The sequence below is a fragment of the Xylophilus ampelinus genome (genome assembly GCF_003217575.1).
In the GTDB taxonomy this organism is placed as follows: Bacteria; Pseudomonadota; Gammaproteobacteria; order Burkholderiales; family Burkholderiaceae_C; genus Xylophilus; species Xylophilus ampelinus.
In genome coordinates, this window is the sequence record NZ_QJTC01000004.1 from 65,214 (window position 1) to 90,015 (window position 24,802).

General features: G+C 69.9%; 19 protein-coding genes and 1 pseudogene. All 20 read right to left on the reverse strand.

Going from position 1 to position 24,802, the window contains the following annotated elements; all coding sequences use genetic code 11:
- Positions 1-21: 21 nt before the first annotated feature.
- Positions 22-945, reverse strand: a complete 924-nt coding sequence (gene lpxC / locus DFQ15_RS04385; RefSeq protein WP_110464809.1) for a UDP-3-O-acyl-N-acetylglucosamine deacetylase — start codon at positions 943-945, stop codon at positions 22-24.
- A 220-nt stretch (positions 946-1,165) separates the two neighbouring features.
- Positions 1,166-2,392, reverse strand: a complete 1,227-nt coding sequence (gene ftsZ / locus DFQ15_RS04390) for a cell division protein FtsZ (protein WP_055840538.1) — start codon at positions 2,390-2,392, stop codon at positions 1,166-1,168.
- A gap of 293 nt (positions 2,393-2,685) precedes the next feature.
- Complete coding sequence (gene ftsA, locus DFQ15_RS04395) at positions 2,686-3,915, reverse strand: cell division protein FtsA (protein ID WP_110464810.1); 1,230 nt, start codon at positions 3,913-3,915, stop codon at positions 2,686-2,688.
- Positions 3,916-3,944: 29 nt separating this feature from the next.
- Positions 3,945-4,808, reverse strand: coding sequence for a cell division protein FtsQ/DivIB (locus DFQ15_RS04400; RefSeq protein ID WP_110464811.1), 864 nt, complete (start codon positions 4,806-4,808; stop codon positions 3,945-3,947).
- A 7-nt stretch (positions 4,809-4,815) separates the two neighbouring features.
- On the reverse strand, positions 4,816-5,763 hold the full coding sequence (locus tag DFQ15_RS04405; RefSeq protein WP_233504281.1) for a D-alanine--D-alanine ligase: 948 nt from the start codon (positions 5,761-5,763) through the stop codon (positions 4,816-4,818).
- A gap of 59 nt (positions 5,764-5,822) precedes the next feature.
- On the reverse strand, positions 5,823-7,268 hold the full coding sequence (gene murC / locus DFQ15_RS04410) for a UDP-N-acetylmuramate--L-alanine ligase (RefSeq protein WP_110464813.1): 1,446 nt from the start codon (positions 7,266-7,268) through the stop codon (positions 5,823-5,825).
- A gap of 79 nt (positions 7,269-7,347) precedes the next feature.
- Positions 7,348-8,412 (reverse strand): undecaprenyldiphospho-muramoylpentapeptide beta-N-acetylglucosaminyltransferase, encoded by a 1,065-nt coding sequence (gene murG, locus DFQ15_RS04415; RefSeq protein WP_110464814.1) that lies wholly within the window; start codon positions 8,410-8,412, stop codon positions 7,348-7,350.
- The gene (gene ftsW / locus DFQ15_RS04420) at positions 8,409-9,689 is read right to left on the reverse strand and encodes a putative lipid II flippase FtsW (protein ID WP_110464815.1); all 1,281 of its coding nucleotides are present in this window, start codon (positions 9,687-9,689) and stop codon (positions 8,409-8,411) included. The genes murG and ftsW overlap by 4 nt, the downstream gene beginning before the upstream one ends.
- On the reverse strand, positions 9,686-11,623 hold the full coding sequence (locus DFQ15_RS04425; RefSeq protein ID WP_110464816.1) for a Mur ligase family protein: 1,938 nt from the start codon (positions 11,621-11,623) through the stop codon (positions 9,686-9,688). The genes ftsW and DFQ15_RS04425 overlap by 4 nt, the downstream gene beginning before the upstream one ends.
- A 4-nt stretch (positions 11,624-11,627) precedes the next feature.
- Positions 11,628-12,806, reverse strand: a complete 1,179-nt coding sequence (gene mraY / locus DFQ15_RS04430) for a phospho-N-acetylmuramoyl-pentapeptide-transferase (protein ID WP_110464817.1) — start codon at positions 12,804-12,806, stop codon at positions 11,628-11,630.
- Positions 12,807-12,842: 36 nt separating this feature from the next.
- Positions 12,843-14,336: a UDP-N-acetylmuramoyl-tripeptide--D-alanyl-D-alanine ligase gene (locus DFQ15_RS04435; RefSeq protein ID WP_374941003.1), complete on the reverse strand. Its 1,494-nt coding sequence runs from the start codon at positions 14,334-14,336 to the stop codon at positions 12,843-12,845.
- Positions 14,333-15,853 carry a UDP-N-acetylmuramoyl-L-alanyl-D-glutamate--2,6-diaminopimelate ligase gene (locus DFQ15_RS04440; RefSeq protein ID WP_233504274.1) on the reverse strand — a complete coding sequence of 507 codons (1,521 nt, stop codon included), beginning with the start codon at positions 15,851-15,853 and terminating at the stop codon, positions 14,333-14,335. Before DFQ15_RS04440 ends, DFQ15_RS04435 begins: the two co-directional genes overlap by 4 nt.
- The gene (locus tag DFQ15_RS04445; protein ID WP_110464819.1) at positions 15,853-17,604 is read right to left on the reverse strand and encodes a peptidoglycan D,D-transpeptidase FtsI family protein; all 1,752 of its coding nucleotides are present in this window, start codon (positions 17,602-17,604) and stop codon (positions 15,853-15,855) included. The genes DFQ15_RS04440 and DFQ15_RS04445 overlap by 1 nt, the downstream gene beginning before the upstream one ends.
- Positions 17,601-17,960: pseudogene (gene ftsL / locus DFQ15_RS04450) on the reverse strand (cell division protein FtsL); the annotation flags it as partial. The pseudogene ftsL and the gene DFQ15_RS04445, both read right to left, overlap by 4 nt.
- Before the next feature lie 10 nt (positions 17,961-17,970).
- The gene (gene rsmH, locus DFQ15_RS04455) at positions 17,971-18,888 is read right to left on the reverse strand and encodes a 16S rRNA (cytosine(1402)-N(4))-methyltransferase RsmH (protein WP_110464923.1); all 918 of its coding nucleotides are present in this window, start codon (positions 18,886-18,888) and stop codon (positions 17,971-17,973) included.
- Positions 18,889-18,902: 14 nt separating this feature from the next.
- A complete protein-coding gene (gene mraZ / locus DFQ15_RS04460; RefSeq protein WP_110464821.1) occupies positions 18,903-19,331 on the reverse strand; it encodes a division/cell wall cluster transcriptional repressor MraZ in 429 nt (142 codons plus the stop codon).
- 796 nt (positions 19,332-20,127) lie between these two features.
- On the reverse strand, positions 20,128-21,480 hold the full coding sequence (hslU, locus tag DFQ15_RS04465; RefSeq protein ID WP_110464822.1) for an ATP-dependent protease ATPase subunit HslU: 1,353 nt from the start codon (positions 21,478-21,480) through the stop codon (positions 20,128-20,130).
- Between the two features lie 155 nt (positions 21,481-21,635).
- Positions 21,636-22,184 carry an ATP-dependent protease subunit HslV gene (gene hslV / locus DFQ15_RS04470; protein WP_110464823.1) on the reverse strand — a complete coding sequence of 183 codons (549 nt, stop codon included), beginning with the start codon at positions 22,182-22,184 and terminating at the stop codon, positions 21,636-21,638.
- Positions 22,185-22,292: 108 nt separating this feature from the next.
- Positions 22,293-23,987, reverse strand: coding sequence for an STAS domain-containing protein (locus DFQ15_RS04475; RefSeq protein WP_110464824.1), 1,695 nt, complete (start codon positions 23,985-23,987; stop codon positions 22,293-22,295).
- Between the two features lie 38 nt (positions 23,988-24,025).
- Positions 24,026-24,733, reverse strand: a complete 708-nt coding sequence (gene dksA, locus DFQ15_RS04480) for an RNA polymerase-binding protein DksA (protein WP_407703851.1) — start codon at positions 24,731-24,733, stop codon at positions 24,026-24,028.
- Positions 24,734-24,802: the final 69 nt, after the last annotated feature.

The following is a 24,802-nucleotide window of genomic DNA, read 5'->3' on the forward strand; positions in this document are numbered from 1 at the left end:
CGAATCCCGATACCTCACCCCCTACCACGCCCGCACCATCTGCGCGAAGCCGCGCGGGGCCTGGCGCTCGTCGGCGAAGGTGGCGATCTCGTAGTTGGCTTCTTCGGCCAGCAGGGCGCGCAGCAGCTGGTTGTTCATAGCATGGCCCGAGCGGAAGGCGCTGTAGGCGGCCAGCAGGGGGCGGCCGACGCAGTACAGGTCGCCGATGGCGTCGAGGATCTTGTGCTTCACGAACTCGTCGTCGTAGCGCAGACCGTCGCTGTTCAAGACCTTGTAGTCGTCCATCACGATCGCGTTGTCGAGACCGCCGCCCAGGGCCAGGCCGCTGGAGCGCATCGTCTCCACATCCTTGGTGAAGCCGAAGGTGCGGGCGCGGGCGATGTCGCGGCTGTAGTTGCCGACGCCGAAATCGAACTCGACGCGCTGGCCGGTCAGGTCGACCGCCGGGTGGTCGAAGTCGATCTCGAAGCTCAGCTTGTAGCCGTGGTACGGCTCCAGCCGCGCCAACTTGGCGGCAGCGCCCTCGCCCTGGCGCACCTCCACCGGTCGCAGTACGCGGATAAAACGCTTGGGCGCGCGCTGCAGCTCGATGCCGGCGCTCTGCAGCAAAAACACGAAGGACGACGACGACCCGTCGAGGATCGGCACCTCTTCGGCCGTGATGTCCACATACAGGTTGTCGATGCCCAGCCCCGCGCAGGCCGACATCAAATGCTCCACCGTATGCACCTTGGCGCTGCCGGTCGAGATGGTCGACGCCAGCCGCGTGTCGGTGACGGCGGTGGCCGCCATCGGAATGTCCACCGGCTCCGGCAGGTCGACCCGCCGGAACACGATACCCGTGTCCGGCTGCGCCGGCCGCAGCGTCAGCTCGACCCGCTGGCCACTGTGCAGGCCCACGCCGACGGCGCGGGTCAGTGTCTTGAGAGTGCGTTGCTGCAACATAGGCCCGGATTCTAGTTTTGGCGGGTTGCGCCCAGGTAAAGCAGGGACGTTCCCCCGCCTATCCCGCAGATAGCAAAAAGCGCACACCTTCCAAAAAGGCGATGTGCGCAGCACGAGCCGAACCCCCAGGGTGCCGCCGATCCGGCTCCGCCGGTCGGCCAGCACCGCCCCTCGAGGGGGAGGCGAAGACACGAAGTGCGAAGCCTGGGGGGAGCTAGATCTAGTCGGCCTGCTTGCGCAGGAACGCCGGAATTTCCAGGTCGTCCATGCCGCCGGAAGCCAGCGCATCGACCCGGGCAGCCGCCTGGGTACGGTTGGTGCGCCAGACGCTCGGCACGGCCATGTTGCCGTAGTCGGCCTGGGACACGCCGCTCAGGTGGTTGCCCGAGATCGCGCCGCCCGACACGCCCACCGGCAGGTTGAACGCCATGTCGTGGGTGCCGGTGCGCAGCACCTGCAGCGGCGGCGCGGTGCGGCGCTGCTGGCCTTCGCGCGACAGGCCGGTGGCCACCACGGTGACGCGGATCTGGTCGCCCAGGCTGTCTTCGTAGGCGGTGCCGTAGATGACGTGCGCATCGGGCGAGGCATAGGCGCGGATGGTGTTCATCGCCAGCTTCGATTCCGACAGCTTCAGGCTGCCCTTGGCGGCGGTGATCAGCACCAGCACGCCCTTGGCGCCCGACAGGTCGATGCCCTCCAGCAGCGGGCAGGCGACAGCCTGCTCGGCCGCGATGCGGGCGCGGTCGGGGCCGTCGGCCACGGCCGTGCCCATCATCGCCTTGCCGGGCTCGCCCATCACGGTGCGCACGTCCTCGAAGTCGACGTTCACATGGCCGGGCACGTTGATGATCTCGGCGATGCCGCCCACCGCGTTCTTCAGCACGTCGTTGGCATGGGCGAAGGCCTCGTCCTGGGTCACGTCGTCGCCCAGCACTTCGAGCAGTTTCTCGTTCAGCACCACGATCAGCGAATCGACGTTCGCCTCCAGCTCCAGCAGGCCGGCGTCGGCATTGGTCATGCGGCGGCCGCCTTCGAACTCGAACGGCTTGGTGACCACGCCGACCGTCAGGATGCCCATCTCCTTGGCGATCCGGGCGATGACGGGCGCCGCGCCGGTGCCGGTGCCGCCGCCCATGCCGGCGGTGATGAAGAGCATGTGGGCGCCGTCGATCGCCGCGCGGATGTCGTCCACCGCCGCTTCGGCCGCTTCCTTGCCCTTGTCGGGCTTGCTGCCGGCGCCCAGGCCGCTGTGGCCGAGCTGGATGGTGCGGTGCGACGCGGTGCGCGACAGGGCCTGTGCATCGGTGTTGGCGCAGATGAATTCGACGCCCTGCACCGCGCGGTCGATCATGTGCTCGACGGCGTTGCCGCCGCCGCCGCCGACGCCGATCACCTTGATCTGGGTGCCTTGGTTGAACTCTTCTACTTCGATCATTTCGATGCTCATGTGAATCTCCTTGAAACTGGTGCGGACGGATGCGGGAATGGAAGGGAATCTGAAAATCGGGTCATGCGGCGGGCTCCGGCGGGCCGGAGCGTCGCCATCGCCAACGCCGCTCGGACGGCGGCGGGCTGCCACGTGCCAGCCAGGGCTTGCAGGAATAGCTCATGCCAAGGCTCCTGCGGAGCAGAAAGCGCGCGACGTACCAGGGGCACCGTGGAGCCGGCTTTGCCGGGCCACCGGTGCCGCCCCCTGCAAGCGGGTCGGCGAAGACGCGCAGCGCGCAGCCTGGGGGTTCATTAAAAATTCCCCACGATGAAGTCCTTGAAGCGGCCGAAAGCCGTCTTCACGGAGCCATGTTTCTGCGCCACCTTGAAGCCGCGCAGCCGCGCCAGCCGGGCCTCTTCCATCAGGCCCATCACGGTGGAGGCGCGCGGCTGGCTGACCATGTCGGCCAAGGCGCTCGAATACTTGGGCACGCCGCGGCGCACCGGCTTCAGGAAGATGTCCTCGCCCAGCTCGACCATGCCGGGCATCACGGCGCTGCCGCCGGTCAGCACGATGCCCGACGAGAGCATTTCCTCGTAGCCCGACTCGCGGATCACCTGCTGCACCAGCGAGAAGATCTCCTCGATGCGCGGTTCGATCACGCCGGCCAGGGCCTGCTTGCTCAGCATGCGCGGGCCGCGGTCGCCCAGGCCCGGCACCTCCACCTGCGCGTCGGGATCGGCCAGCAGCTGCTTGGCGACGCCCGATTCGACCTTGATGTCTTCCGCATCCTTGGTGGGCGTGCGCAGCGCCATCGCGATGTCGCTGGTGATCAGATCGCCCGCGATCGGGATCACCGCGGTGTGGCGGATCGCGCCGCCGGTGAAGATCGCCACGTCGGTGGTGCCGGCGCCGATGTCGACCACCGCCACGCCCAGCTCGCGCTCGTCGTCGGTCAGCACCGCCTGGCTGCTGGCCAGCGGGTTCAGCATCAACTGGTCGACATCGAGGCCGCAGCGGCGCACGCACTTGACGATGTTCTCCGCCGCGCTCTGGGCGCCGGTGACGATATGCACCTTGGCTTCCAGCCGGATGCCGCTCATGCCGATCGGCTCGCGCACGTCCTGACCGTCGATCACGAACTCCTGCGGCTCGACCAGCAGCAGCCGCTGGTCGGTCGAGATGTTGATCGCCTTGGCGGTCTCCACCACCCGGGCCACGTCGGCCGGGGTGACTTCCTTGTCCTTGATCGCCACCATGCCGCTGGAATTGAGGCCGCGGATATGGCTGCCGGTGATGCCGGTGTAGACGCGGGTGATCTTGCAGTCGGCCATCAGCTCGGCCTCTTTGAGCGCCTGCTGGATGCTCTGCACCGTCGCGTCGATGTTGACGACCACGCCGCGCTTCAAGCCATGGCTCGGCGCCACGCCCAGGCCGGCCAGCTTCAGGTCGCCGCCCGACTGCACCTCGGCCACGACCACCATCACCTTGGCCGTGCCGATGTCGAGCCCCACCACCAGATCTTTGTACTCTTTTGCCATATGTGATCCCGTAATTCTTGTGCTGTGCGCTATATGTCGTTTTTCTCGGGCGCTGTCGGTTTCCTGGGCGCGGCCGGGACTGCCGGCCTGGGCCGAGGCACCGGCTTCGGCCGGGCCGCGACTTCGGCGCTGACGGTGGTCACGCCGCGCAGCCGCAGCGCATAGCCGTCGGCATGGCGCAGGTCGGCGGCCTCGAGCGCGTCGGACTTGCGGCCGTACTTGGCGGTCACGTCCTTCAGGGTGCGCACGAAGCGGCCGAGCCGCGTCTCCACCTCTTCCGGCGTGCCGCTGCCCAGCTCCACCACCGCGCCGCCAGCCAACGTCGCGCGCCAGCTGCCCCGGTTGGAGAGCAGCAGCTCTTCCAGCGGCATCTCGAGCGGCGCGACGACCGGCACCAGCCGGCGCTCCATCGCCAGCACCTCGCGGGCCTGGCCGTCGGGGCCGCCCAGGCGGGGCAGCGTGTCGTCCTCGGCATCGGCCACCTTCGGGTCGAACACCTCGCCGTGGTCGTTGACCATCGCCGAGCCGGTGTCGGGCCCCCAGAAGGCGACCGGCACATGCTCTTCCAGCACCACGTGCAGCCGGTTCGGGAACTCGCGGCGCACCGCGGCGCGGCGCACCCACGGCACCTGCTCGAAGGCCGCGCGGGTGCCGGCGATGTCGACGGTGAAGAAGTTGCCTTCGAGCTTCTGCGCGACATGGTCACGCAGCGTGGCCTCGTTGTTGTGGGCCAGGTCGCCCTCGATGACGATGCTGCCGAGCGCGAACGCAGGGTTGCGCACCACCCACCAGCCGCAGGCGGCCACGACCAGCGCGACGCAGCCCAGGAACAGGACCGCGGCGGTCACGTTCATGAGCCGGACGTCGAAGGGTTGCGGCAGCGTATCGGCCATGGATCTCTCAGGCCTGCACGGCGTGCGAATGCCGCACGGTGGCGGCGTAGTCGAGCGACGCGGTCGCGAGGATGCGCAGGCACAGTTCTTCGTAGCCGATGCCCGCGGCGCGCGCCGACATCGGCACCAGCGAATGCGAGGTCATGCCGGGCGAGGTGTTCATCTCCAGCAGGAAGGGCTGCCGGTCGCTTGCGCGGACCATGAAATCGGCCCGGCTCCAGCCGCGGCAGCCCAGCGTGCGGTAGGCGGCGAGCGCCAAGCGCTGCAGTTCGACCTCTTCGGCAGCAGGCAGGCCGCTCGGGCAGTCGTAGCGCACATCGTCGGTGAAATACTTGTTCTGGTAGTCGTAGAGCCCGCCCGGCGCGACGATGCGGACCACCGGCAGGGCGTGCGCCTCGGCGCCGGTGCCAAGCACCGGGCAGGTGTATTCCTCGCCGTCGATGAACTCCTCGCACAGCACGTCGGGGTCGTAGCGGGCGGCCAGCGCCACCGCGGCGCCGAGCGCGCCAGCCTCACGCACCTTGGTCACGCCGATGGACGAGCCCTCGCGCGGCGGCTTGACGATCAGTGGCAAACCCAGCACGCCCGGCACCGCATGCAGTTGGTCGGCCGAGTGCCGGTCCGGTGCCAGGCGCACGTAGCGCGGCACCGGCAGCGAATCGGCCTGCCACAAGCGCTTGGTCATGACCTTGTCTACCGCGATGGCGGACGCCATCACGCCGGGGCCGGTGTAGGGAATGCCCAGCAGTTCCAGAGCGCCCTGCACCGTGCCGTCTTCGCCGAAGCGGCCGTGCAGCGTGACGAAGCAGCGGGCGAAGCCCTCGGCCTTCAGCGCCGAGAGGTCGCGCTCGGTCGGGTCGAACGCGTGCGCATCGACACCGCGCGAACGCAGCGCCGCCAGTACGCCGGTGCCCGACATCAACGACACCTCGCGCTCGGCCGATGCGCCGCCCATCAGGACGGCCACCTTGCCGAAGGCCGCCACGTCGGGCGCGAATGGTGAATCGAATGTGCTCAACGCCTTTGTCCTTCCACGGCCATTTGCTCTGTTTCCTGTAGCAGGTCGACCAGCCTGCCGGGCACGGCGCCGATCGATCCGGCGCCCATGCAGAGCACCACGTCGCCGCCGCGGGCGTTGTCGCGGATCGCCTGCGGCAGATCGGCCACGTCGGCCACGAAAAGCGGCTCGACCTTGCCGGCCACCCGCAGCGCACGGGCGAGCGACCGGCTGTCGGCCGCCACGATCGGCGCCTCGCCGGCGGCATAGACCTCGGTCAGCAGCACCGCGTCGGCGAACTGGCCGATCACCTGCACGAAGTCGTCGAAGCAGTCCCGGGTGCGGCTGTAGCGGTGCGGCTGGAACGCCAGCACCAGCCGGCGGCCCGGGAACGCGCCGCGCGCCGCGGCCAGGGTGGCGGCCATCTCGACCGGGTGGTGGCCGTAGTCGTCGATCACGGTGAAGCGGCCGCCGCCGTGCGCCGCATCGACCGGCCAGTCGCCGTAGGGCTGGAACCGCCGGCCGACGCCCTTGAAGTGGGCCAGCGCTGCGACGACCGCCGCATCGGGAATGTTCAGCTCGACCGCGATGGCGATGGCCGACAGCGCGTTGAGCACGTTGTGTTCGCCGGCAAGGTTCAGCACCACCTCCAGGTCGGGCAGCACCACGCCGTTGCGCCGCTGCACGGTGAAGTGCATCTTGCCGGCCACGGCCCGCACGTTCAGCGCCCGCACCTCGGCGTCTACGGCGAAGCCGTAGCTGGTGACGGGGCAGGTGACCTGCGGCAGGATCTCGCGCACCGCCGGGTTGTCGATGCAGAGCACCGCCGTGCCGTAGAAGGGCATGCGGTGCAGGAAATCGACGAAGGCGCCCTTCAGCCGCGAAAAGTCGTGGCCGTAGGTCTCCATGTGGTCGGCGTCGATGTTGGTGACGACGGCCATCACCGGCAGCAGGTTGAGGAAGGAGGCGTCCGACTCGTCGGCCTCGACCACGATGTAGTCGCCGCTGCCCAGCTTGGCGTTGGCGCCGGCGCTGTTGAGCCGGCCGCCGATGACGAAGGTCGGGTCCAGGCCCGCCTCGGCCAGCACGCTGGTGACCAGGCTGGTGGTGGTCGTCTTGCCGTGGGTGCCGGCGATGGCGATGCCCTGCTTCAGGCGCATCAGCTCGGCCAGCATCAGCGCGCGCGGCACCACCGGGATGCGCTTCTCGCGGGCGGCCAGCACCTCGGGGTTGTCGGCCTGCACCGCGGTCGAGGTGACGACCGCGTCGGCGCCGTCGATGTGCGCGGCCGCATGGCCGATGCAGGTGCGGATGCCGAGCGCCTTCAGCCGGTGCAGCGTGGGACTGTCGCTCAGGTCGGAGCCGGAGATGGCGTAGCCCAGGTTGAACAGCACTTCGGCGATGCCGCTCATGCCGGCCCCCCCGAGGCCCACGAAATGGATGTGGCGAATCGCATGCTTCATGCGGAACGCTCCTTTTTTTGTAGCATGCAGTCGGCGCACGGCGCCGGCTGGAGGCACTTTTTATTCATATTCCGGGCGTTCATGCCACCAGCTCCTCGCAGGCGGCGACCATCGTCTCGACCGCGCCGGTCTTGCGCAGCGCCAGGGCTTTTTCGGCGCGGGCCTGCAACTCGCTGCGGGTCAGCGAATGCAGCAGCTGCGCGAGGCCCGCGGCGCCGAGCTGCGGCTGCGGCAGCAGCCAGGCGGCGCCGGCATCCGACAGGAAGCGGGCGTTGGTCGTCTGGTGGTCGTCCACCGCCGAGGGGAACGGCACGAAGACGGCCGCGGCACCCACGGCCGCGATCTCGGTCACCGTGCTGGCGCCGGCGCGGCACAGGACGACGTCGGCATCGGCGAAGGCCTGCGCGGTGTCGTCGATGAAGGGGTTGAGCGTCGCCTCGACGCCTGCCTGCGCATAGGCGGCGCGCAGGGCGTCGATCTGTTTCTCGCCGCTCTGGTGCACCACCACCGGACGCTCGGCCGCGGGGATCAGCGCCAGCGCTTGCGGCACCGTGTCGTTGAGCGCCTTGGCGCCCAGGCTGCCGCCGACCACCAGCAGCCGCAGCGGGCCGCTGCGGCCTGCGAAGCGTGCGGCCGGCACCGGCTGGGCGAGGAAGGCGGGACGCAGCGGATTGCCGATCCATTCGGCGATCTTCAGCACCTCGGGGAACGCGGTGAAGCTGCGGTCCGACACCTGGGCCAGCACCTTGTTGACCAGGCCCGCGACCGAGTTCTGCTCGTGCAGCACCAGCGGCCTGCCCAGCAGCAGGGCCATCAGGCCGGCGGGAAAGGTGATGTAGCCGCCGAAGCCCAGCACCACCTGCGGCCGCACCCGACGCAGCACCTGCACGCTCTGCCAGAAGGCGCGCAGCAGTCGCACCGGCAGCAGCGCCAGCGTGAGCGGACCCTTGCCGCGCACGCCCGAGAACGCGATCTGCTCGAAGGCGAAGCCGCGCGGCGGCACCAGCCGGCTCTCCATGCTGCCAGGCGCGCCGATCCAGTGCACCTGCCAGCCGGCCGCGCGCAGCGCCTCGGCCACGGCCAGGCCGGGGAAGATGTGGCCGCCGGTGCCGCCGGCCATGACGAGTGCGGTCTTTGCGCTCATACCCGCCCGCCTCTCATGAGCACACGATTCTCATAATCGATCCGCAGGACGATCGCGACGGCGATCAGGTTCATCAGGATCGCCGAGCCGCCGTAGCTCATGAACGGCAGCGTGAGCCCCTTGGTCGGCAGCGCGCCCAGGTTCACGCCCATGTTGATGAACGACTGGAAGCCGACCCACATGCCGATGCCCTGCGCCACCAGGCCGGCGAAGACCCGGTCGAGCGCGATCGCCTGGCGGCCGATGTGCATGATGCGGCGGGTCAGCCAGAGGAACAGCACGATCAGGATGCCCACGCCGACCAGGCCGCACTCCTCGCCGATCACCGCCAGCAGGAAGTCGGTGTGCGCCTCGGGCAGCCAGTGCAGCTTCTCGACGCTGCCGCCCAGGCCCACGCCGAAGATCTCGCCGCGGCCGATGGCGATCAGCGAGTGCGAGAGCTGGTAGCCCTTGCCGAGGGCGTGCTGCTCGCTCCACGGGTCGAGGTAGGCGAAGATCCGCTCGCGCCGCCAGGGGCTCGACATCACCATCGTGCCGAAGGCGAACACGATCACCGTGGCGATCATGAAGAACATGCGGGCGTTCACGCCGCCCAGGAACAGGATGCCCATGGCGATCACCGCGATCACCATGAATGCGCCCATGTCGGGCTCTGCCAGCAGCAGCGCGCCGACGATGGCCACCGCCAGCGCCATCGGCAGCACCGCGCGGAAGAAGCGTTCCTTCACCTCCATGCGGCGCACCATGTAGTCGGCCGCGTACAGCACGATCGCCAGCTTGGCGAGTTCGGACGGCTGGAAGTTCATCACGCCCATCGGCAGCCAGCGGCGCGCACCGTTGACGCTGCGGCCCACGTGCGGCACCAGCACCAGCATCAGCAGCACGATCGAGGCGACGAAGAGCCAGGGCGCCGCCTTCTCCCAGGTGCGCACCGGTACCTGGAAGGCCAGCACCGCCGCGGCGAAGGCCAGCACCAGCGCCATCACGTGGCGGATCAGGAAATAGGTCTGGCTGTAGCCCATGCGGCCGAAGCGCGGGTTGTCGGGCATCGCGATCGAGGCCGAATACACCATCACCAAGCCCCAGACCAGCAGCGCCGCGGTGACCCAGAGCAGCGCCTGGTCGAAGCCCAGCAGCCGCGCCGGTGCCGACTGGGTGCGGGCGAATTCGCGAGAGCCGATGCGCACCGGCAGCACCTCGCCCGCCGCCTGCGACAGGCCGCCGAACCAGCCGTGCATGCGGGCACCGAGGCCCGGGGTTGCGGACTCGGCGCTCATGAAGAAGAAACCTCGGTGGTGGGCGCGTGCGCGTCGTTGTCTTGGCTGCCCTGGCCGCCCGCCAGGGCGTCTTCGGCCAGCGCCTCAACCGCCTCGCAGAAGACGCGGGCACGGTGCGCGTAGCCGGTGAACATGTCGAAGCTGGCGCAGGCGGGCGAGAGCAGCACCGCATCGCCGGCCTGCGCCAGACCGCGCGCGGCCTGCACCGCGTCCTGCAGCGTGTCGGCCGCGACCTGCGGCACGCCGGCATCGGCCAATGCGGCGCGGATCGCCACGGCGTCGCGGCCGATCAGCACCACGCCGCGGGCATGTGCCGCCACGGGGGCCGCCAGCGGCGAAAAGTCCTGGCCCTTGCCGTCGCCGCCCAGGATCACGACGATGCGCCGCTCTGCGCCCAGGCCCTGCAGCGCGGCGACGGTGGCGCCCACGTTGGTGCCCTTGCTGTCGTCGAAATACTCGACGCCCTCGACCACCGCGACCGACGCGACGCGGTGCGGCTCGCCGCGGTACTCGCGCAGGCCGTAGAGCATCGGCGCCAGCGCGCAGCCCGCGGCTTGGGCCAGGGCCAACGCCGCCAGGGCATTGACCGCGTTGTGCCGGCCGCGGATGCGCAGCGCGTCGGCCGGCATCAGGCGCTGCAGGTGCAGGTCTTCGGCGGCGGCACGGCGCGACTTGCGGGTCTCGTCGGCCTCCAGCGCGCGGCTGAGCCAGGCCATGCCGTTGACCAGGTCGATGCCGTAGTCGCCCGCGCGCTGCGGCGCATCGGCACCGAAGCTGAACCAGGTGCGCGCGACCGGCTTGGGTTGCCTGAGCTTGAAGGGCGTGCGCCGTGCCGGCGTGACGGCGGTGGCCGCATCGGCGGCTGCGGGTGCCGGCTGCGCCGCGCCGTCCAGCATCGCCATCACCCGCGGGTCTTCGCGGTTGAGCAGCATCAGCGCGCGGCTGCCGAACACCCGTGCCTTGGCGGCGGCGTAGGCGTCGAGGCTGCCGTGCCAGTCCAGGTGGTCCTGCGAGATGTTGAGCACCGTGGCGGCGGTCGGCTCGAAGCCCTGCACGCCGTCGAGCTGGAAGCTGGAGAGTTCCAGCACCCAGACGTCGGGCAGCGTGTCGGCGTCGATGTGCGCGGACAGGGTGTCGAGCAGCGTGGGGCCGATGTTGCCGGCCACCGCCACCGTCTTGCCGGCGCGCTCGACCAGCAGGCCGGTGAGCGCGGTGACGGTCGTCTTGCCGTTGGTGCCGGTGATCGCCAGCACCGCGGGTCGGTAGCCGGTGAGCACGGCGGGAGGCTCGATCGGGACGGCGTCGGCGAAGTGCAGCGGGTCGTCGGCGTCGGGGATGGCGGCGACGGCGGTGGCCGTGCCGTCGGTGTCGGCGGCTGACGGCGTGTCGGAATGGGCAGCGGGAACGTCGGCGGGCGCTGCCGTGTCGGAATCGATGGCCGCATCGGCGTCGGCATCCACAGTGGAAGACGCATCGGGTGCGGGATCGGCGGACGGGGTATCGACGCCCTCCGCGTCCGCAGCTTCCCCTCGTGTCACGCCGTCGATTGCGTCCGGCGCAGCGGTGGCGTCGGCCGCGTCCGCCGTCTGGTCGCGCAAATCGGCCAGCGCGCGGGCGAACAGGTCCAGCTCGCCGCCCACCGGCAGGCCCAGCGCCCGCGCGGCGTCCAGCACCTCGGCCGTCACCGTCGGCGGAAGGCCGGGCGAGCGGTAGACCGCGCGCACCGCGGCGCCTTCGACCAGCGCCGCGGTCAGCGGGCCGGCGACGAAGGTCGCGCCGGGCACGTCATGGCGCAGCGCGGTCAGCTGCGGCGGCGCCTCGCGGGTGTCGGCCACGGTCACCCCTGCGCCGTGGCGCGCGCACCAGCGCGCCATGGCCAGGCCCGAGGCGCCGAGACCCAGGACCAGTACGGGGAGGTCTTGCAGATGGCGCATGCGCTTACCGGAGCTTCAGCGTGGAGAGACCGACCAAGCACAGCAGCATCGTCACGATCCAGAAGCGCACGACGACCTGGGTCTCCTTCCAGCCGCTTTTCTCGAAATGGTGGTGCAGCGGCGCCATCTTCAGCAGCCGGCGGCCTTCGCCGTAGCGCTTGCGGGTGTACTTGAAGTACAGCACCTGGGCCATCACCGACAGCGCCTCGGCCACGAAGATGCCGCCCATGATCGACAGCACGATCTCCTGGCGCACGATGACCGCGATGGTGCCCAGCGCTGCGCCCAGCGCCAGCGCGCCCACGTCGCCCATGAAGACCTGCGCCGGATGCGCGTTGAACCACAGGAAGGCCAGGCCCGCGCCGGCCATGGCCGCGCAGAAGATCAGCAGCTCGCCCGAGCCGGGGATGTGCGGGAACAGCAGGTAGCGCGAGAAGGTGGCGTTGCCGGTGATGTAGGCGAAGATGCCCAGCGCCGAGCCGACCATCACCACCGGCATGATCGCCAGGCCGTCGAGGCCGTCGGTGAGGTTGACCGCGTTGCTCGATCCGACGATGACCAGGTAGGTCATGATCACGAAGCCGAACACGCCCAGCGGATACGACACTTCCTTGAAGAAGGGCAGCAGCAGGCCGGCCTTGGGCGGCAGGTCGACGTCGAAGCCCGAGCGCACCCAGGTGCCGAAGAGCTCGATCACCCGCCAGTTGGAGCTCTCGGAGATGCTGAACACCAGGTACAGCGCCGCGACCAGGCCGATCAGCGACTGCCACATGTACTTCTCGCGCGAGCGCATGCCCTCGGGGTCCTTGCGCACCACCTTGCGCCAGTCGTCCACCCAGCCGATGGCGCCGAAGCCCAGCGTCACCAGCAGCACGATCCAGACGAAGCGGTTGGCCAGATCGGCCCAGAGCACGGTCGAGATGGCGATCGCCAGCAGGATCAGCACGCCGCCCATGGTCGGCGTGCCGCTCTTGGAGAGATGCGTCTCCATGCCGTAGCCGCGCACCGGCTGGCCGATCTTGAGCGCGGTGAGGCGGCGGATCACGAACGGTCCGGCGGCCAGGCTCAGCAGCAGCGCGGTCATCGCGGCCATCACGGCGCGGAAGGTGAGGTACTGGAACACGCGCGCCCAACCGAAGTCGGGCGAGATCGTCTGCAGCCACTGCGCCAGGCTCAGCAGCATGCGGCGGCTCCGGTGGGGGCGGCCCGGCGGGCGGGTTCAGGGAACGGCATGGCGGGTCGCCTCGTGGTGGGATGGTTGTTCTGGAAAAGCGGCGCCGCCGGCATCGGCCGCGAGGCGTTCGAGGGCCTGGACCACCCGCTCCATCTGCATCGAGCGGGAGCCCTTGACGAGGACGCTGGCGGCCTCGCGGGTGGCCAGCAGCACGGTGGCTTCGAGCGCGGCGTAGTCGGCGAAATGGCGGCCGTCGCCGCCCGCCTGCGCGAAGCGGGCCACGGCGGCGGTGGACTGGGCGCCCAAGGCGAAGAGCCGCTCGATGCCGCGCTCTCGCGCATAGGCGCCGGCCTCGGCGTGGAACGCGGGGCCCTGGATGCCCACCTCGCCCATGTCGCCCAGCACCAGCAGGCGCGGGCCGGGCAGCGCGGCCAGCACGTCGATCGCGGCGCGCACCGAATCCGGGTTGGCGTTGTAGCTGTCGTCCACCAGTGTGACCGCCCGTCCCTGCACCGTCAGCTGCGCCGCACGCGAGCGGCCCTTGACCGGGTGGAACGCGCCCAGCCCGGCGGCGATGGCCGGCAGCCGCACGCCGGCGGCCAGCGCGCAGGCGGCGGCGGCCAGCGCATTGCGCAGGTTGTGGCGCCCGGCGACGGCCAGGTGGAAGCCGAGCGAGCCTTCCGGCGTGTCGGCGCGGACCCGCCAGGCGTCGCCCTGCCATTGCGCGTCGGCAAGGCGCAGGTCGGCGTCGGGCACCGCGTCGGCGGCCGCGTCGGTGAAGGTCAGGCAGCGCCGGGCGCCGGCCAGGGTGCGCCAGAGCGGGGTGAAGGTGTCGCCCGCGGGGAACACGGCCACGCCGTCGTCGGGCAGCGCGGTCAGCACCACGCCGTTCTCGTGCGCCACCGCTTCGACGGTGTGCATGAACTCCTGGTGCTCGCGCTGGGCGTTGTTGACCAGTGCCACGGTGGGCCGGGCCATGTGGGCCAGCACCGCGATCTCACCGGGGTGGTTCATGCCCAGCTCGACAACGCCGGCACGGTGGTGGGGCCGCAGCCGCAGCAGCGTCAGCGGCACGCCGACGTCGTTGTTCAGGTTGCCCTGGGTGGCGAAGGCGGCCTCTGCGTGCGCCGCGCGCAGGATCGACGCGACCATCTGGGTGACGGTCGTCTTGCCGTTGCTGCCGGTCACCGCGATCAGCGGCAGCCGGAACTGCAGGCGCCAGCCGGCGGCCAGCGCGGCCAGCGCGGCGCGGGTGTCGGGCACCTCCACGCCCTGCAGGCCGGCCGCGGCCAGGCCGCCGTGGGCGATGGCCGCCTGCGCACCGGCGGCGCGTGCCTCGGCCAGGAAGTCGTTGGCATCGAAATGCTCGCCGCGCAGCGCGACGAACAGGTCGCCGGGCTGCAGGCTGCGGGTGTCGGTGTGCACCCGCGCGATCGGCAGCGTGCCGTCGCCGACCAGGCGGGGGCCGCCGGTCCAGGCGTGGGCCTGCGCCAGCGTCAGCTGCATCGGCATGGAAGCGGTGGTGTCGTGCGGCGTCATGCGCGGGCCTCGTGTGCGGCGCGGCGGTCGAGTGCGTCCTCGACCTGTTCGCGGTCGGAGAACGGCAGCCGCGTGCCGGCGATGTCCTGGTAGTCCTCGTGGCCCTTGCCGGCCACCAGCACCACGTCGTGCGGGCCGGCCTCGGCCACCGCGCGGCGGATCGCGAGGGCACGGTCGACCTCGGTCTCGGCACGGGTGCCGACGGGCAGGCCGACGGCGGTCTGCGCGACGATCGTAGCGGGCGATTCGTGGCGCGGGTTGTCGCTGGTGATCCAGACGCGGTCGGCCTGCTGCGCGGCGGCGGCGGCCATGCGGGGCCGCTTGAACGGATCGCGCCCGCCGCCGCAGCCGAAGACGCAGACCAGCGCCCCGCCCCGCTCGGCCGCCAGGGGCCGCAGCGCCTGCAGTGCCTTCTCCAGCGCGTCTGGCGTGTGGGCGTAGTCCACCGCCACCAGCGGCGCGCCGGCGCGGGCGATGCAGTCCATGCGGCCCGGCACCGGCGCGAGGTCGGCGCAGGCGGCCACGGCGGCGGCCAGCGGCACGCCCAGCGCCCGCAGCGTGCCCAGCACGCCGAGCAGGTTGTAGAGGTTGAAGCGGCCGATCACCGGCGCGGCCAGCGGGTGCCGGTCGGCGCCCTCGACCACGGTGCAGCGCAGGTGGCCGACAGCGTCGTAGCCGATGTCTTCGGCGGTCAGACGCGCCGGGCCCTGCAGCGACACGGTCCACAGGTCGACCGAGCCCGCAGGCACGATGCGGGCCAGCTCGGCACCGGCCGCGTCGTCGATGTTGACCACCGCGGCCTGCAGGCCCGGCCAGACGAAGAGGCCCGCCTTGGCCTGCCAGTAGGCCTCCATCGTGCCGTGGTAGTCGAGGTGGTCTTGGGTGAAGTTGGTGAACACCGCCACGCGGATCCGGGTGCCGTCCAGCCGCCGCTCGGCGATGCCGATGGACGACGCCTCGATCGCGCAGGCGCCCAGGCCGGCATCGGCGAAGCGGCGGAACTCGCGCTGCAGCAGCACCGGGTCGGGCGTCGTCAGGCCGCTGCTCACCACCCGGGGCGGGATTCCGATGCCCAAAGTGCCGATCAGCCCGCATCCGGTGCCGGCTTCATGCTCTACTTTCGATAGCGCCTGCGCCAGCCACCAAGCGGTGGTCGTCTTGCCGTTGGTGCCGGTGACCGCCAGCACGTCGAGCGCGGCCGAGGGTGCGCCGAACCATTCCGCGGCCAGCGGCCCGGTCGCGGCCTTGAGGCCCGCGAACGCCGCCACCGGGCCGGCGCCGTCGAAGTCGAATGCGGCGATGCCTTCGTGCTCGACCAGGCAGGCGGCCGCACCCTGGGCGAAGGCGGCCCGCACATGCGCTCGGCCGTCGCTCGCCGCGCCGGGCCAGGCGATGAAGCCGTCGCCGGCACCGACCTTGCGGCTGTCGACCTGCAGGCCGCCGTGGACGTGCGCGCGCAGCCACTCCAGCGCCTGCGGCACGGTGGTGAAGGCGGGCATCGGAGAGGCGACGGCCATCAGAACGACTCCTCGACTTCGGTCGCGACGATCTGCGGCTTGACCGCCATGTCGGGCTGCACGCCCATCATGCGCAACGTCTGCTGCACCACCTCGCCGAAGACCGGGCCGGCCACGGTGCCGCCGTAGTAGGAGCCGGCGTTGGGCTCGTCGATCATCACCGCGACGATGATCCGCGGCTTCTCGATCGGCGCCATGCCGGTGAACCACGAGCGGTACTTGCCGGCGGCGTAGCCCTTGCCGGCCTGCTTGCGGGCGGTGCCCGACTTGCCGCCGATCGAATAGCCCACCGTCTGCGCCTTCTGGCCGGTGCCGCCGGGGCCGGCGGCCAGCCACAGCATGTGGCGCACCGCGGCCGCGTTCTGCGGCGAGAAGACCTGGGTGCCGACCGCGGGCGTGTCCGACTTGAGGATGGTGGCCGGGATGATCTGGCCGTCGTGCGCGAAGGCGGTGTAGGAGCGCGCCATCTGGAACAGGCTGGCCGACAGGCCGTAGCCGTACGACATCGTCGCCTGCTCGATCGGCTTCCAGGTCTTCCACGGGCGCAGCCGCCCTGTCACCGCGCCCGGGAACGAGATCTGCGGCTTCTGGCCGAAGCCCAGCGCCGAGAAGCTGTCCCACATCTCGTGCGCCGTCATCCTCTGCGACACCTTGGTGGCGCCCACGTTGCTCGACTTCTGGATCACGCCCTCGACCGTCTGCATGCCGTAGTTGTGGGTGTCGGTGATCGTCGAGCCGGTGACGGTGATGCGGCCCGGCGAGGTGTCGATCATCGTGCTGGGCTTGACGCGGCCCAGCTCCAGCGCGGTGCCGATGGTGATCGGCTTCATGGTGGAGCCGGGCTCGAAGGTGTCGGTGAGCGCGCGGTTGCGCAGCTGCTCGCCGGTGAGGTTCTGGCGCTTGTCGGGCACGTAGCTCGGATAGTTGGCCAGGGCCAGGATCTCGCCGGTGACGGTGTCGAGCACCACCACGCTGCCGGCCTTGGCCTTCTGGGCGATCACCTGGTCGCGCAGCTTCTGGTACGCGAAGAACTGCACCTTGCTGTCGATCGAGAGCTGGATGTCCTTGCCGTCGAGCGGCGGCACCGTCTCGCCCACGCTCTCGACCGCGCGGCCCAGGCGGTCCTTGATCACCCGGCGCGAGCCGGCCTTGCCGCCGAGCGCCTCGTTGAAGGCCAGCTCGATGCCTTCCTGGCCGCGGTCTTCCACGTTGGTGAAGCCGACGATGTGCGCCGCCGACTCGCCTTCGGGGTACTGGCGCTTGTATTCCTTGCGCTGGTAGATGCCCTTGATGTCGAGCGCGGCGATCTGCTTGACGATGGGCTCGTCGACCTGGCGCTGGATCCAGACGAAGCTTTTGTCCTCGTCGGCCAGCTTCTTGTCGAGCGCGGCGGGCGTCATGTCGAGCAGCCTGGCCATCTGGCGCAGCTTGGCGACCACCTCCGGGTCCTGCCGGTCGACATCCTCGGGAATCGCCCAGATGCTGGGCGCGATGACGCTCGACGCCAGCAGCAGGCCGTTGCGGTCGAGGATGCGGCCGCGGTTGGCGGGCAGCTCCAGCGTGCGGGCGAAGCGCACCTCGCCCTGGCGCTGGAAGAAGTCGTTGCCGATGACCTGCACGTACACCGCCCGCGCGACCAGCCCCGTGAAGCCGAGCGCGATCGCGGCCACGATGAACTTGCTGCGCCAGACCGGCGTCTTGCTGGCGAGCAAGGGGCTGGAGGTGTACTGGACGCTGCGGCTGCGGCTCATCGCGTGGCCTTCCTTGCTGCGGCTGCGGCCGTGGCCGCGGCGGCCGCGGGCGTGCCGGCGGGCGGCGTCGCGGTGCGGGTGGGCGGCAGCACCGGATAGCCGATGTACTGGGTGATCGCCGGCGTGGCGGCCTGCATCTTGAGCTGGTCGCGGGCGAGCCTCTCGACCCGCAGCGGCGTGGCCTGGGCGCGCTTGTCGACCTGCAGCCGGTCGCGCTCGACGTCGAGACGCACCGCCTCGGCCCGCACCCGCTCCAGCTCGGTGAACAGGCGGCGCGATTCGTACTGGGTGTGCACCAGATACAGCGCACTGGCCAGCACGGCCATCAGGAGCACGACGGACAGCCGCGTCATGGTGCAGACCCGCTCACAGCGGGACCTCGGTGCGTTCGGCCACCCGCAGGATCGCGCTGCGCGACCGCGGGTTGGCGGCCACCTCTTCGGCCGAGGCGCGCAACCGGCCCAGCGCCTTCAAGTGCATCGGCTGCGGCGCGGCGAAGGGCGCGCGGCGGTCGTACACCTCTTTGGAGTGCCGGGCGATGAAGGTCTTGACGATGCGGTCTTCGAGCGAATGGAAGCTGATCACCGCCAGACGGCCGCCCGGGCGCAGCACCGACAGGCTGGCCTCTAGCGCCTGTTGCAGCTCTTCAAGCTCGGCATTGATGAAAATCCGAAGAGCCTGAAATGTGCGCGTTGCAGGGTTCTGGCCCTGCTCGCGGGTTTTGACCGTACCAGCCACGAGCTCGGCCAGCTCGGTGGTGGTTGAAATTGGGCCCCGTTCCTGTCGGCGAGCTGCAATCGCCTTTGCAATCGGTAGAGCAAACCGTTCTTCGCCATAGTCACGAATCACCTCCGCCATCTGTGGGATCTCGGCCGTGGCCAGCCAGTCGGCCACGCTCTCGCCGCGCGTGGTGTCCATGCGCATGTCGAGCGGGCCGTCGAAACGAAAAGAAAAACCCCGTGCGGGGTTGTCGATCTGCGGAGAGCTGACACCGATGTCCATCAGCAGGCCATCGGCGCTGGCCGGCGGCAGATCGCCGAGTTGGCGGAAGCCCTCGTGGCGGATGGCGAAGCGCCGGTCCTCGATCCGCGCCGCCTCGGCGATCGCGTCCGGGTCCTTGTCGAAGGCGAGCAGCCGGCCCGCGGCCGAGAGGCGCGACAGGATCAGCCGCGCATGGCCGCCGCGGCCGAAGGTGGCGTCGATATAGGCGCCGCCGCCCGAGACGACGAGCGCGTCCACCGCTTCCTGCAGCAGGACGGTGGTGTGGTGGTTGGGCACGTCGATCGACACCGGCGGCCTCAGAAGGAAAAGTCCTTGAACGCATCGGGCATCGCGCCCTGCAGCGCTTCGGCTTCCTGCGCCTCGTAGGCGGCCTTGTCCCACAACTCGAAATGGCTGCCCATGCCGAGCAGGATCGTGTCCTTGACGATGCCGGCGGCCTGGCGCAGTTCGGGCGAGACCAGCACCCGGCCGGTGGCGTCCATCTCCACGTCCATCGCGTTGCCGAGGAAGATGCGCTTCCACCACTGGGCCGACATCGGCAGCTGGGCGATGCGCTCGCGAAACTTCTCCCATTCGGGGCGCGGGAAAACCATCAGGCAGCCGTCGGGATGCCGGGTGATCGTCAGCTGGCCCGCCGCCGTCGCCGCCAGGACGTCACGATGCCGCGTAGGGACGGACAGCCGCCCCTTCGCATCGAGACTCAGCGATGACGCTCCTTGAAACACGACTGGAAGACCCCTGGGTTTGGATTCGCTTGTAGTGCCGGGGGAAAGCGGGCGCGCAGCCACTTTTCACCACTTAATTGCACTTTTTTGCACTGTAGCAGGAAAAGCGGCGCACACCAATGCCGGCTATCAACTTCCACAATGAAATCAACAACTTACAAGCACTTGCGAATGCCTGTTGTGAGGGAAAAACCTTCTGAATTAAGCACTTAGGAGAGCCAGTCAAAGTGCTTCCTCAGACCCGGCCGACCTGTGCGAAGCAGGCCCGACACGTAACAAACCTGCGGAAACACCGACGTCGCAGCGCGCACCCTGCCTGCACCGGTGCTTCCCGCTGTCCTACGCCAGCGCGAAGGCTCGGGTCCTAAAGCGCGTTACGCACTTGACGTACCCGCGGGGGTCCCGCAGGCGGGTGATCGCAAGGCGCGGGCCGCCGCCAAAAGCTCGTCCTCGGCAAGGACCGCAACGCCGCGAGCGCCTGCCCACGGAACCCACCCTTCGGGAAAGCCGGGGAGAGGCCCGGCTTTCGCGGTTAAGAGCGGCTAACACAACCCTTCTGGCGTCGTTGCCGCACCTTGTCGTACTACTCGTACTGTCTGCGATGCGGCGCCTAGCCAGAACCGCTTCGCTGGGTTGTGTTAGCCGCTGTAAGTCGAGGTGCGTGACACGCTCTGGACGCGAGAAGACCACGCCTGGCGTTCGCACGCGGCGTGGCCTGGTTGCAGGCAGCAGTTTTCTATGCCGAATGCACCGCCCGTACGCGGCGAACCGTGGCGATCTGCGGCGCTTCGTCCGCCTAGAGGATGTAGCGAGACAGGTCTTCGTCCTTGCTCAATTCGCCCAGGCGCTTGTCGACATAGGCGACATCGACCGTCACCGTCTGACCGGACATGCGGGCCGCGTCGAAGCTCACCTCGTCGAGCAGCCGCTCCATCACCGTCGACAGGCGCCGCGCGCCGATGTTCTCGGTGCGCTCGTTGACGTCGTAAGCGATGTGGGCCAGGCGGGTGATGCCCTCGGGCGCGAAATCGACCTCGACGCCCTCCGTCGCCAGCAGCGCCTGGTACTGCTTGACCAGCGACGCATCGGTCTGGGTGAGGATCGCTTCGAAATCCTGGACCGAAAGCGACTGCAGCTCGACACGGATCGGAAACCGGCCCTGCAGTTCGGGGATCAGGTCGCTCGGCTTGCTCAGGTGGAACGCGCCCGAGGCGATGAACAAGATGTGGTCGGTCTTGACCATGCCGTACTTGGTCGAGACCGCCGTGCCTTCCACCAGCGGCAGCAGGTCGCGCTGCACACCCTGGCGCGAGATGTCGGCACTGCTGCCACCGCCCTCGCTGCGCGAGGTGACCTTGTCGATCTCGTCGATGAAGACGATGCCGTTCTGCTCTGCGTTGGTCACAGCGCGGGTGCGACTGTCTTCCTCGTTGACCAGTTTGCCAGCCTCCTCCTCCACCAGCAGCTTGATCGCCTCGTCGATCCGCAGCTTGCGGGTCCTGCGTTTGGTAGCGCCCATCTGGCTGAACATGCCGCGCAGCTGCTCGGTCATCTCTTCCATGCCGGCCGGGCCGCTCACCTCCAGAGCCCGGGCGGGCTCGGCCAGATCGATCTCGATCTCCCTGTCGTCGAGCTGCCCCTCGCGCAGCTTCTTGCGGAAGGCCTGGCGGGCACCACCCTCGGGCGCGGCCAGGGCCGGCGCGGCCGAGGCGTCCGGCACGCCGGTGGGGCGGGCCGGCGGAATCAGCACGTCGAGGATGCGGTCCTCGGCGGCGTCCTCGGCGCGGGCGCGGTGCTTCTTCATCTCGGATTCGCGGGTCTGCTTGACCGCCACCTCGACCAGGTCGCGGATGATCGAGTCGACATCCTTGCCGACGTAGCCCACCTCGGTGAACTTGGTGGCCTCGACCTTGATGAAGGGCGCGTCGGCCAGGCGGGCCAGCCGGCGGGCGATCTCGGTCTTGCCGACGCCGGTCGGGCCGATCATCAGGATGTTCTTCGGCGTGATCTCGTGGCGCAGCTTGCCCTCGACCTGCTGGCGCCGCCAGCGGTTGCGCAACGCGATCGCGACGGCCCGCTTGGCCTGCTGCTGGCCGACGATGTGGTGGTCGAGTTCGGAGACGATCTCCTGGGGGGTCATGGAGGACATGGCGTGCTCGGAATTGGGTTGCTATTCAATTGATAGCTGATTGCCGGCGTGCGGCGCCGGCTACAGCCATTTTTCTCTTGGAGATGGGTGTCCGGGACGTACCGAAGGCGTTGGCACCGATGGCGACGCGCGGCGACCGACCTCACCCTGCCGCGTCAGTCGAGGGTTTCCAGGGTGTGGTGCATGTTGGTGTAGATGCACAGCTCGCCCGCGATCTCCAGCGACTTCTTGACGATGTCGCGCGGCGCCAGATCGGTGTGCTCCAGCAGCGCCTTGGCGGCCGAATGCGCGTAGGCGCCGCCCGACCCGATCGCCACGATGCCCTGCTCGGGCTCCAGCACGTCGCCGTTGCCGGTGATGATCAGCGAGGCGGTGCGGTCGGCCACCGCCAGCATCGCCTCCAGCCGCCGGAGGACCCGGTCGGTGCGCCAGTCCTTGGTCAGCTCGATCGCGGCGCGGACCAGCTGGCCCTGGTGCTTTTCCAGCTTGGATTCGAACCGCTCGAAGAGCGTGAAGGCATCGGCGGTGGCGCCGGCGAAGCCGGCCAGCACCTTGTCGTGGTGCAGCTTGCGCACCTTGCGGGCGGTGCCTTTGACGACGATGTTGCCGAGCGTGACCTGCCCGTCGCCGCCGATCGCCACCCGGATACCCTGCGGCGTCTGGCGGCGCACGCTGAGGATGGTGGTGCCGTGAAATTGTTCCATAGCCGCGTCAGGTAGGGCCGGAGCCCCGCTTTGCAATGCCGCGACGGCCGGCCGAAACCGCTGGAAACAAGCCCGGAGGTCGCCGGGCGAGGGCGGGGGGGCGACAGACTAATCTTTGCGGGCGTGCACCCGGGCGTATTCGTCCACCCCGATGACGTTCAGGAACGTGGCCGCCAGTCGATGCAGGTTGCGGAACTGCACCTTGCGCCCGGCGGCGGCCTGCGCCGCGGCCCAGTTGAGGACCGAGCCGGCCGCCGAGAAATCCATCCGCACCAACCGGTCGCACGAGACGATCACCGTGTCGGCACCGTGCTCGGCCGCGGCGTCGAGCCGGGCGATGGCGGCATCCGGGTCGCCGGTGATCTCACCGGCCAGCTCGGCCACCGGCGCGGGCGGCAGCAGGGTCTGAGTGAGCACCGGGAAGTGCGACCCGAAGCCCGCCCCCCGGGCATCCGGGGGCGGCACCGTGGCCCCTGCGGCGGCGGCCGACAGGTCTGGACCGAGAGTCGAATCGTCCTCCGCCGCGCTGCCGCTGACGGTGCGGCATTCGCAGCGCGCCGGCTGCCACGAGGGCGGCGAGACCTCGTAGGTGACGCAGTAGTCGAGCGCCACCATCTCGAAGGCATCGGGCTGACCCAAGACGCGCAGCACTTCCATGTGCAGCCGCCACCAGATGGGATCGACCAGCGCATCGGCCGACGGGGTGCGCGCCTGCAGCGCCTGCAGCAGCGACTCGACCCCGGCCAGCCGGATCGGGATCCGCAGATCGCCCCAGCGGGTGAAAGCGGCCAGCAGCGGCAGCACCACGTCGTCGTGGAAGCCTTCCAGCGCCGACCAGTCGAGCAGCCAGGGCGCGGGCGCATCGACCAGGGAATCCTCCAGTGCTTTGACGGCGGCGCCGTCGACCTGCGCCGCGCAGTGCCAGCGGAAATCGTCCTGCTCCAGCGAATGGGTCGCCGTGCCCGGCGGGCAGACCCAGTACCAGGACGGCGGCGACCGACCGAAGCGCTGCGCGAACTCCAGCGCCGCCGACTCGAAACGCTCCTGTTGGCCGATACAGCGGTAGAGGTCGAACAAAGCACCCCATGCGGACTCGCTCGCGCCGCCGTCTTCCGCGGCCAGCAGCCGCAGCGCGGCCTCCGCGCCGCTGTAGTCGGCATTGGCGAAGCGGATCGCGGACTCCTCGAGCTGCGGATCGTGAACGAAGCCGGGCAGGTCCTCGACCGTGGACTGCAGCTCCAGCTCCGCCATCAGGGGCGGCGCCTCGGGCAGATCGTGGCCGGCGTCGGGAAGTTCGATGTCGACCTGCAGATCGCCGGATACGGGGGCCCCGGTATCGGGGCCGCCGCGCGCGGCGCCGCCGGACGCCGATGCCCGGGCACGATGGGCGTAGAGAGGGGGACCGCCCGCCGGCACCACGCGGACCGGCAGTTCGCCCGGCTCTGCCGGCCGGGTGGTCCACCACTGCTGCGACATCTGCTCTTCGATCTCGTCGATCTTGCGCAAGGTGACGGCCCGGTCGTCGGGCCGGCTCAGGAGGCTGGTGGCGAAGAACGACACCGCGCCTTCGCCGCCGGTGTCGACTCCGGCCCCGCGGCGGCGCAGGCGCCGCAGCTGGTCGAACTCGCGCTTGCGGACCGTATCGTCGCGCCGACGCCGCTCCACCACCTCCTTGAGCAGCTGCTTGCTGTAGCCGCTGTCGGCTTCATCGCCGGGCACGTCGTCGTCGGCCCAGGCAGCGTCCGGCCTGCGCACGAAGCGCACCACCCTGGACAGAAAACCCGGCGTTTCGTTCTTGGCCATGGCCTACATCCGGTGTTGCTCGGACCGTCGGCGGGAACTCAGTCCCCGAACATCTTCTGCTTGAGCTCGCGCCGCTGCTGCGCTTCGAGCGAAAGCGTCGCGGTCGGGCGGGCCAGCAGGCGGCCTACGCCGATCGGCTCGCCGGTCTCGTCGCAGTAGCCGTAGTCGCCGGCGTCGATGCGCACGATCGACTGCTCGATCTTCTTGAGCAGCTTGCGCTCGCGGTCGCGGGTGCGCAGCTCCAGGGCGTGCTCTTCCTCGATCGTCGCGCGGTCGGCCGGGTCGGGCACGACGACGGTGTCTTCGCGCAGGTGTTCGGTGGTCTCGCCGGCGTTGTTGAGCATGTCCTGCTTCAGGCGCACGAGCTTCAGGCGGAAGAAGGCCGTCTGCTTCTCGTTCATGTATTCGGCGTCGGCCATCGACAGGACTTCCTCGTCGGTCAGCTCCTCGGCCGACTTGGTCTTCCAGTTCTGGGCGAGCTTCGGATCCTTCTTGGGCACCGTGTACGACACGGGCGCAGGCACCGGCGACGACGACGCCTGGGAGAAACTGGCCTTGGCCGCCGTGGAGGCGACCGCATGCTGGGCCATCGACGGCACGGTCAACTGCGTCAGGCGCGACGAGGGACGGGTGCTGCGCGGCACATCCGGCGTGGACGTGGCGACGGGCGCGACGGGGGCTGCGGGCGCCTCCGGCACAGGGGCCGGGCCGGCGGCCTTCTTGGGTTTCTTGGACTGGGCTGTCACTCGCTGTCTCCTCGCGGGATTGACGACATCATCACGGTGGCCGATCGCCCCCGGTTTGTCGCCGGGGCG

What these genes read in the sequence shown, in the direction of transcription:
- DFQ15_RS04425 (WP_110464816.1), bottom strand. Translation starts at nt 11,623, where the DNA reads ATGCGCCATCTGCAAGACCTCCCCGTACTGGTCCTGGGTCTCGGCGCC.
- DFQ15_RS04405 (WP_233504281.1), bottom strand. Translation starts at nt 5,763, where the DNA reads ATGGGCGGCGCATCGGCCGAGCGCGAGGTGTCGTTGATGTCGGGCACC.
- ftsZ (WP_055840538.1), bottom strand. Translation starts at nt 2,392, where the DNA reads ATGAGCATCGAAATGATCGAAGTAGAAGAGTTCAACCAAGGCACCCAG.
- ftsA (WP_110464810.1), bottom strand. Translation starts at nt 3,915, where the DNA reads ATGGCAAAAGAGTACAAAGATCTGGTGGTGGGGCTCGACATCGGCACG.
- murG (WP_110464814.1), bottom strand. Translation starts at nt 8,412, where the DNA reads ATGAGCGCAAAGACCGCACTCGTCATGGCCGGCGGCACCGGCGGCCAC.
- DFQ15_RS04400 (WP_110464811.1), bottom strand. Translation starts at nt 4,808, where the DNA reads ATGGCCGATACGCTGCCGCAACCCTTCGACGTCCGGCTCATGAACGTG.
- DFQ15_RS04435 (WP_374941003.1), bottom strand. Translation starts at nt 14,336, where the DNA reads ATGACGCCGCACGACACCACCGCTTCCATGCCGATGCAGCTGACGCTG.
- murC (WP_110464813.1), bottom strand. Translation starts at nt 7,268, where the DNA reads ATGAAGCATGCGATTCGCCACATCCATTTCGTGGGCCTCGGGGGGGCC.
- lpxC (WP_110464809.1), bottom strand. Translation starts at nt 945, where the DNA reads ATGTTGCAGCAACGCACTCTCAAGACACTGACCCGCGCCGTCGGCGTG.
- DFQ15_RS04475 (WP_110464824.1), bottom strand. Translation starts at nt 23,987, where the DNA reads ATGGCCAAGAACGAAACGCCGGGTTTTCTGTCCAGGGTGGTGCGCTTC.
- hslU (WP_110464822.1), bottom strand. Translation starts at nt 21,480, where the DNA reads ATGTCCTCCATGACCCCCCAGGAGATCGTCTCCGAACTCGACCACCAC.
- DFQ15_RS04445 (WP_110464819.1), bottom strand. Translation starts at nt 17,604, where the DNA reads ATGAGCCGCAGCCGCAGCGTCCAGTACACCTCCAGCCCCTTGCTCGCC.
- hslV (WP_110464823.1), bottom strand. Translation starts at nt 22,184, where the DNA reads ATGGAACAATTTCACGGCACCACCATCCTCAGCGTGCGCCGCCAGACG.
- ftsW (WP_110464815.1), bottom strand. Translation starts at nt 9,689, where the DNA reads ATGAGCGCCGAGTCCGCAACCCCGGGCCTCGGTGCCCGCATGCACGGC.
- DFQ15_RS04440 (WP_233504274.1), bottom strand. Translation starts at nt 15,853, where the DNA reads ATGGCCGTCGCCTCTCCGATGCCCGCCTTCACCACCGTGCCGCAGGCG.
- mraY (WP_110464817.1), bottom strand. Translation starts at nt 12,806, where the DNA reads ATGCTGCTGAGCCTGGCGCAGTGGCTGCAGACGATCTCGCCCGACTTC.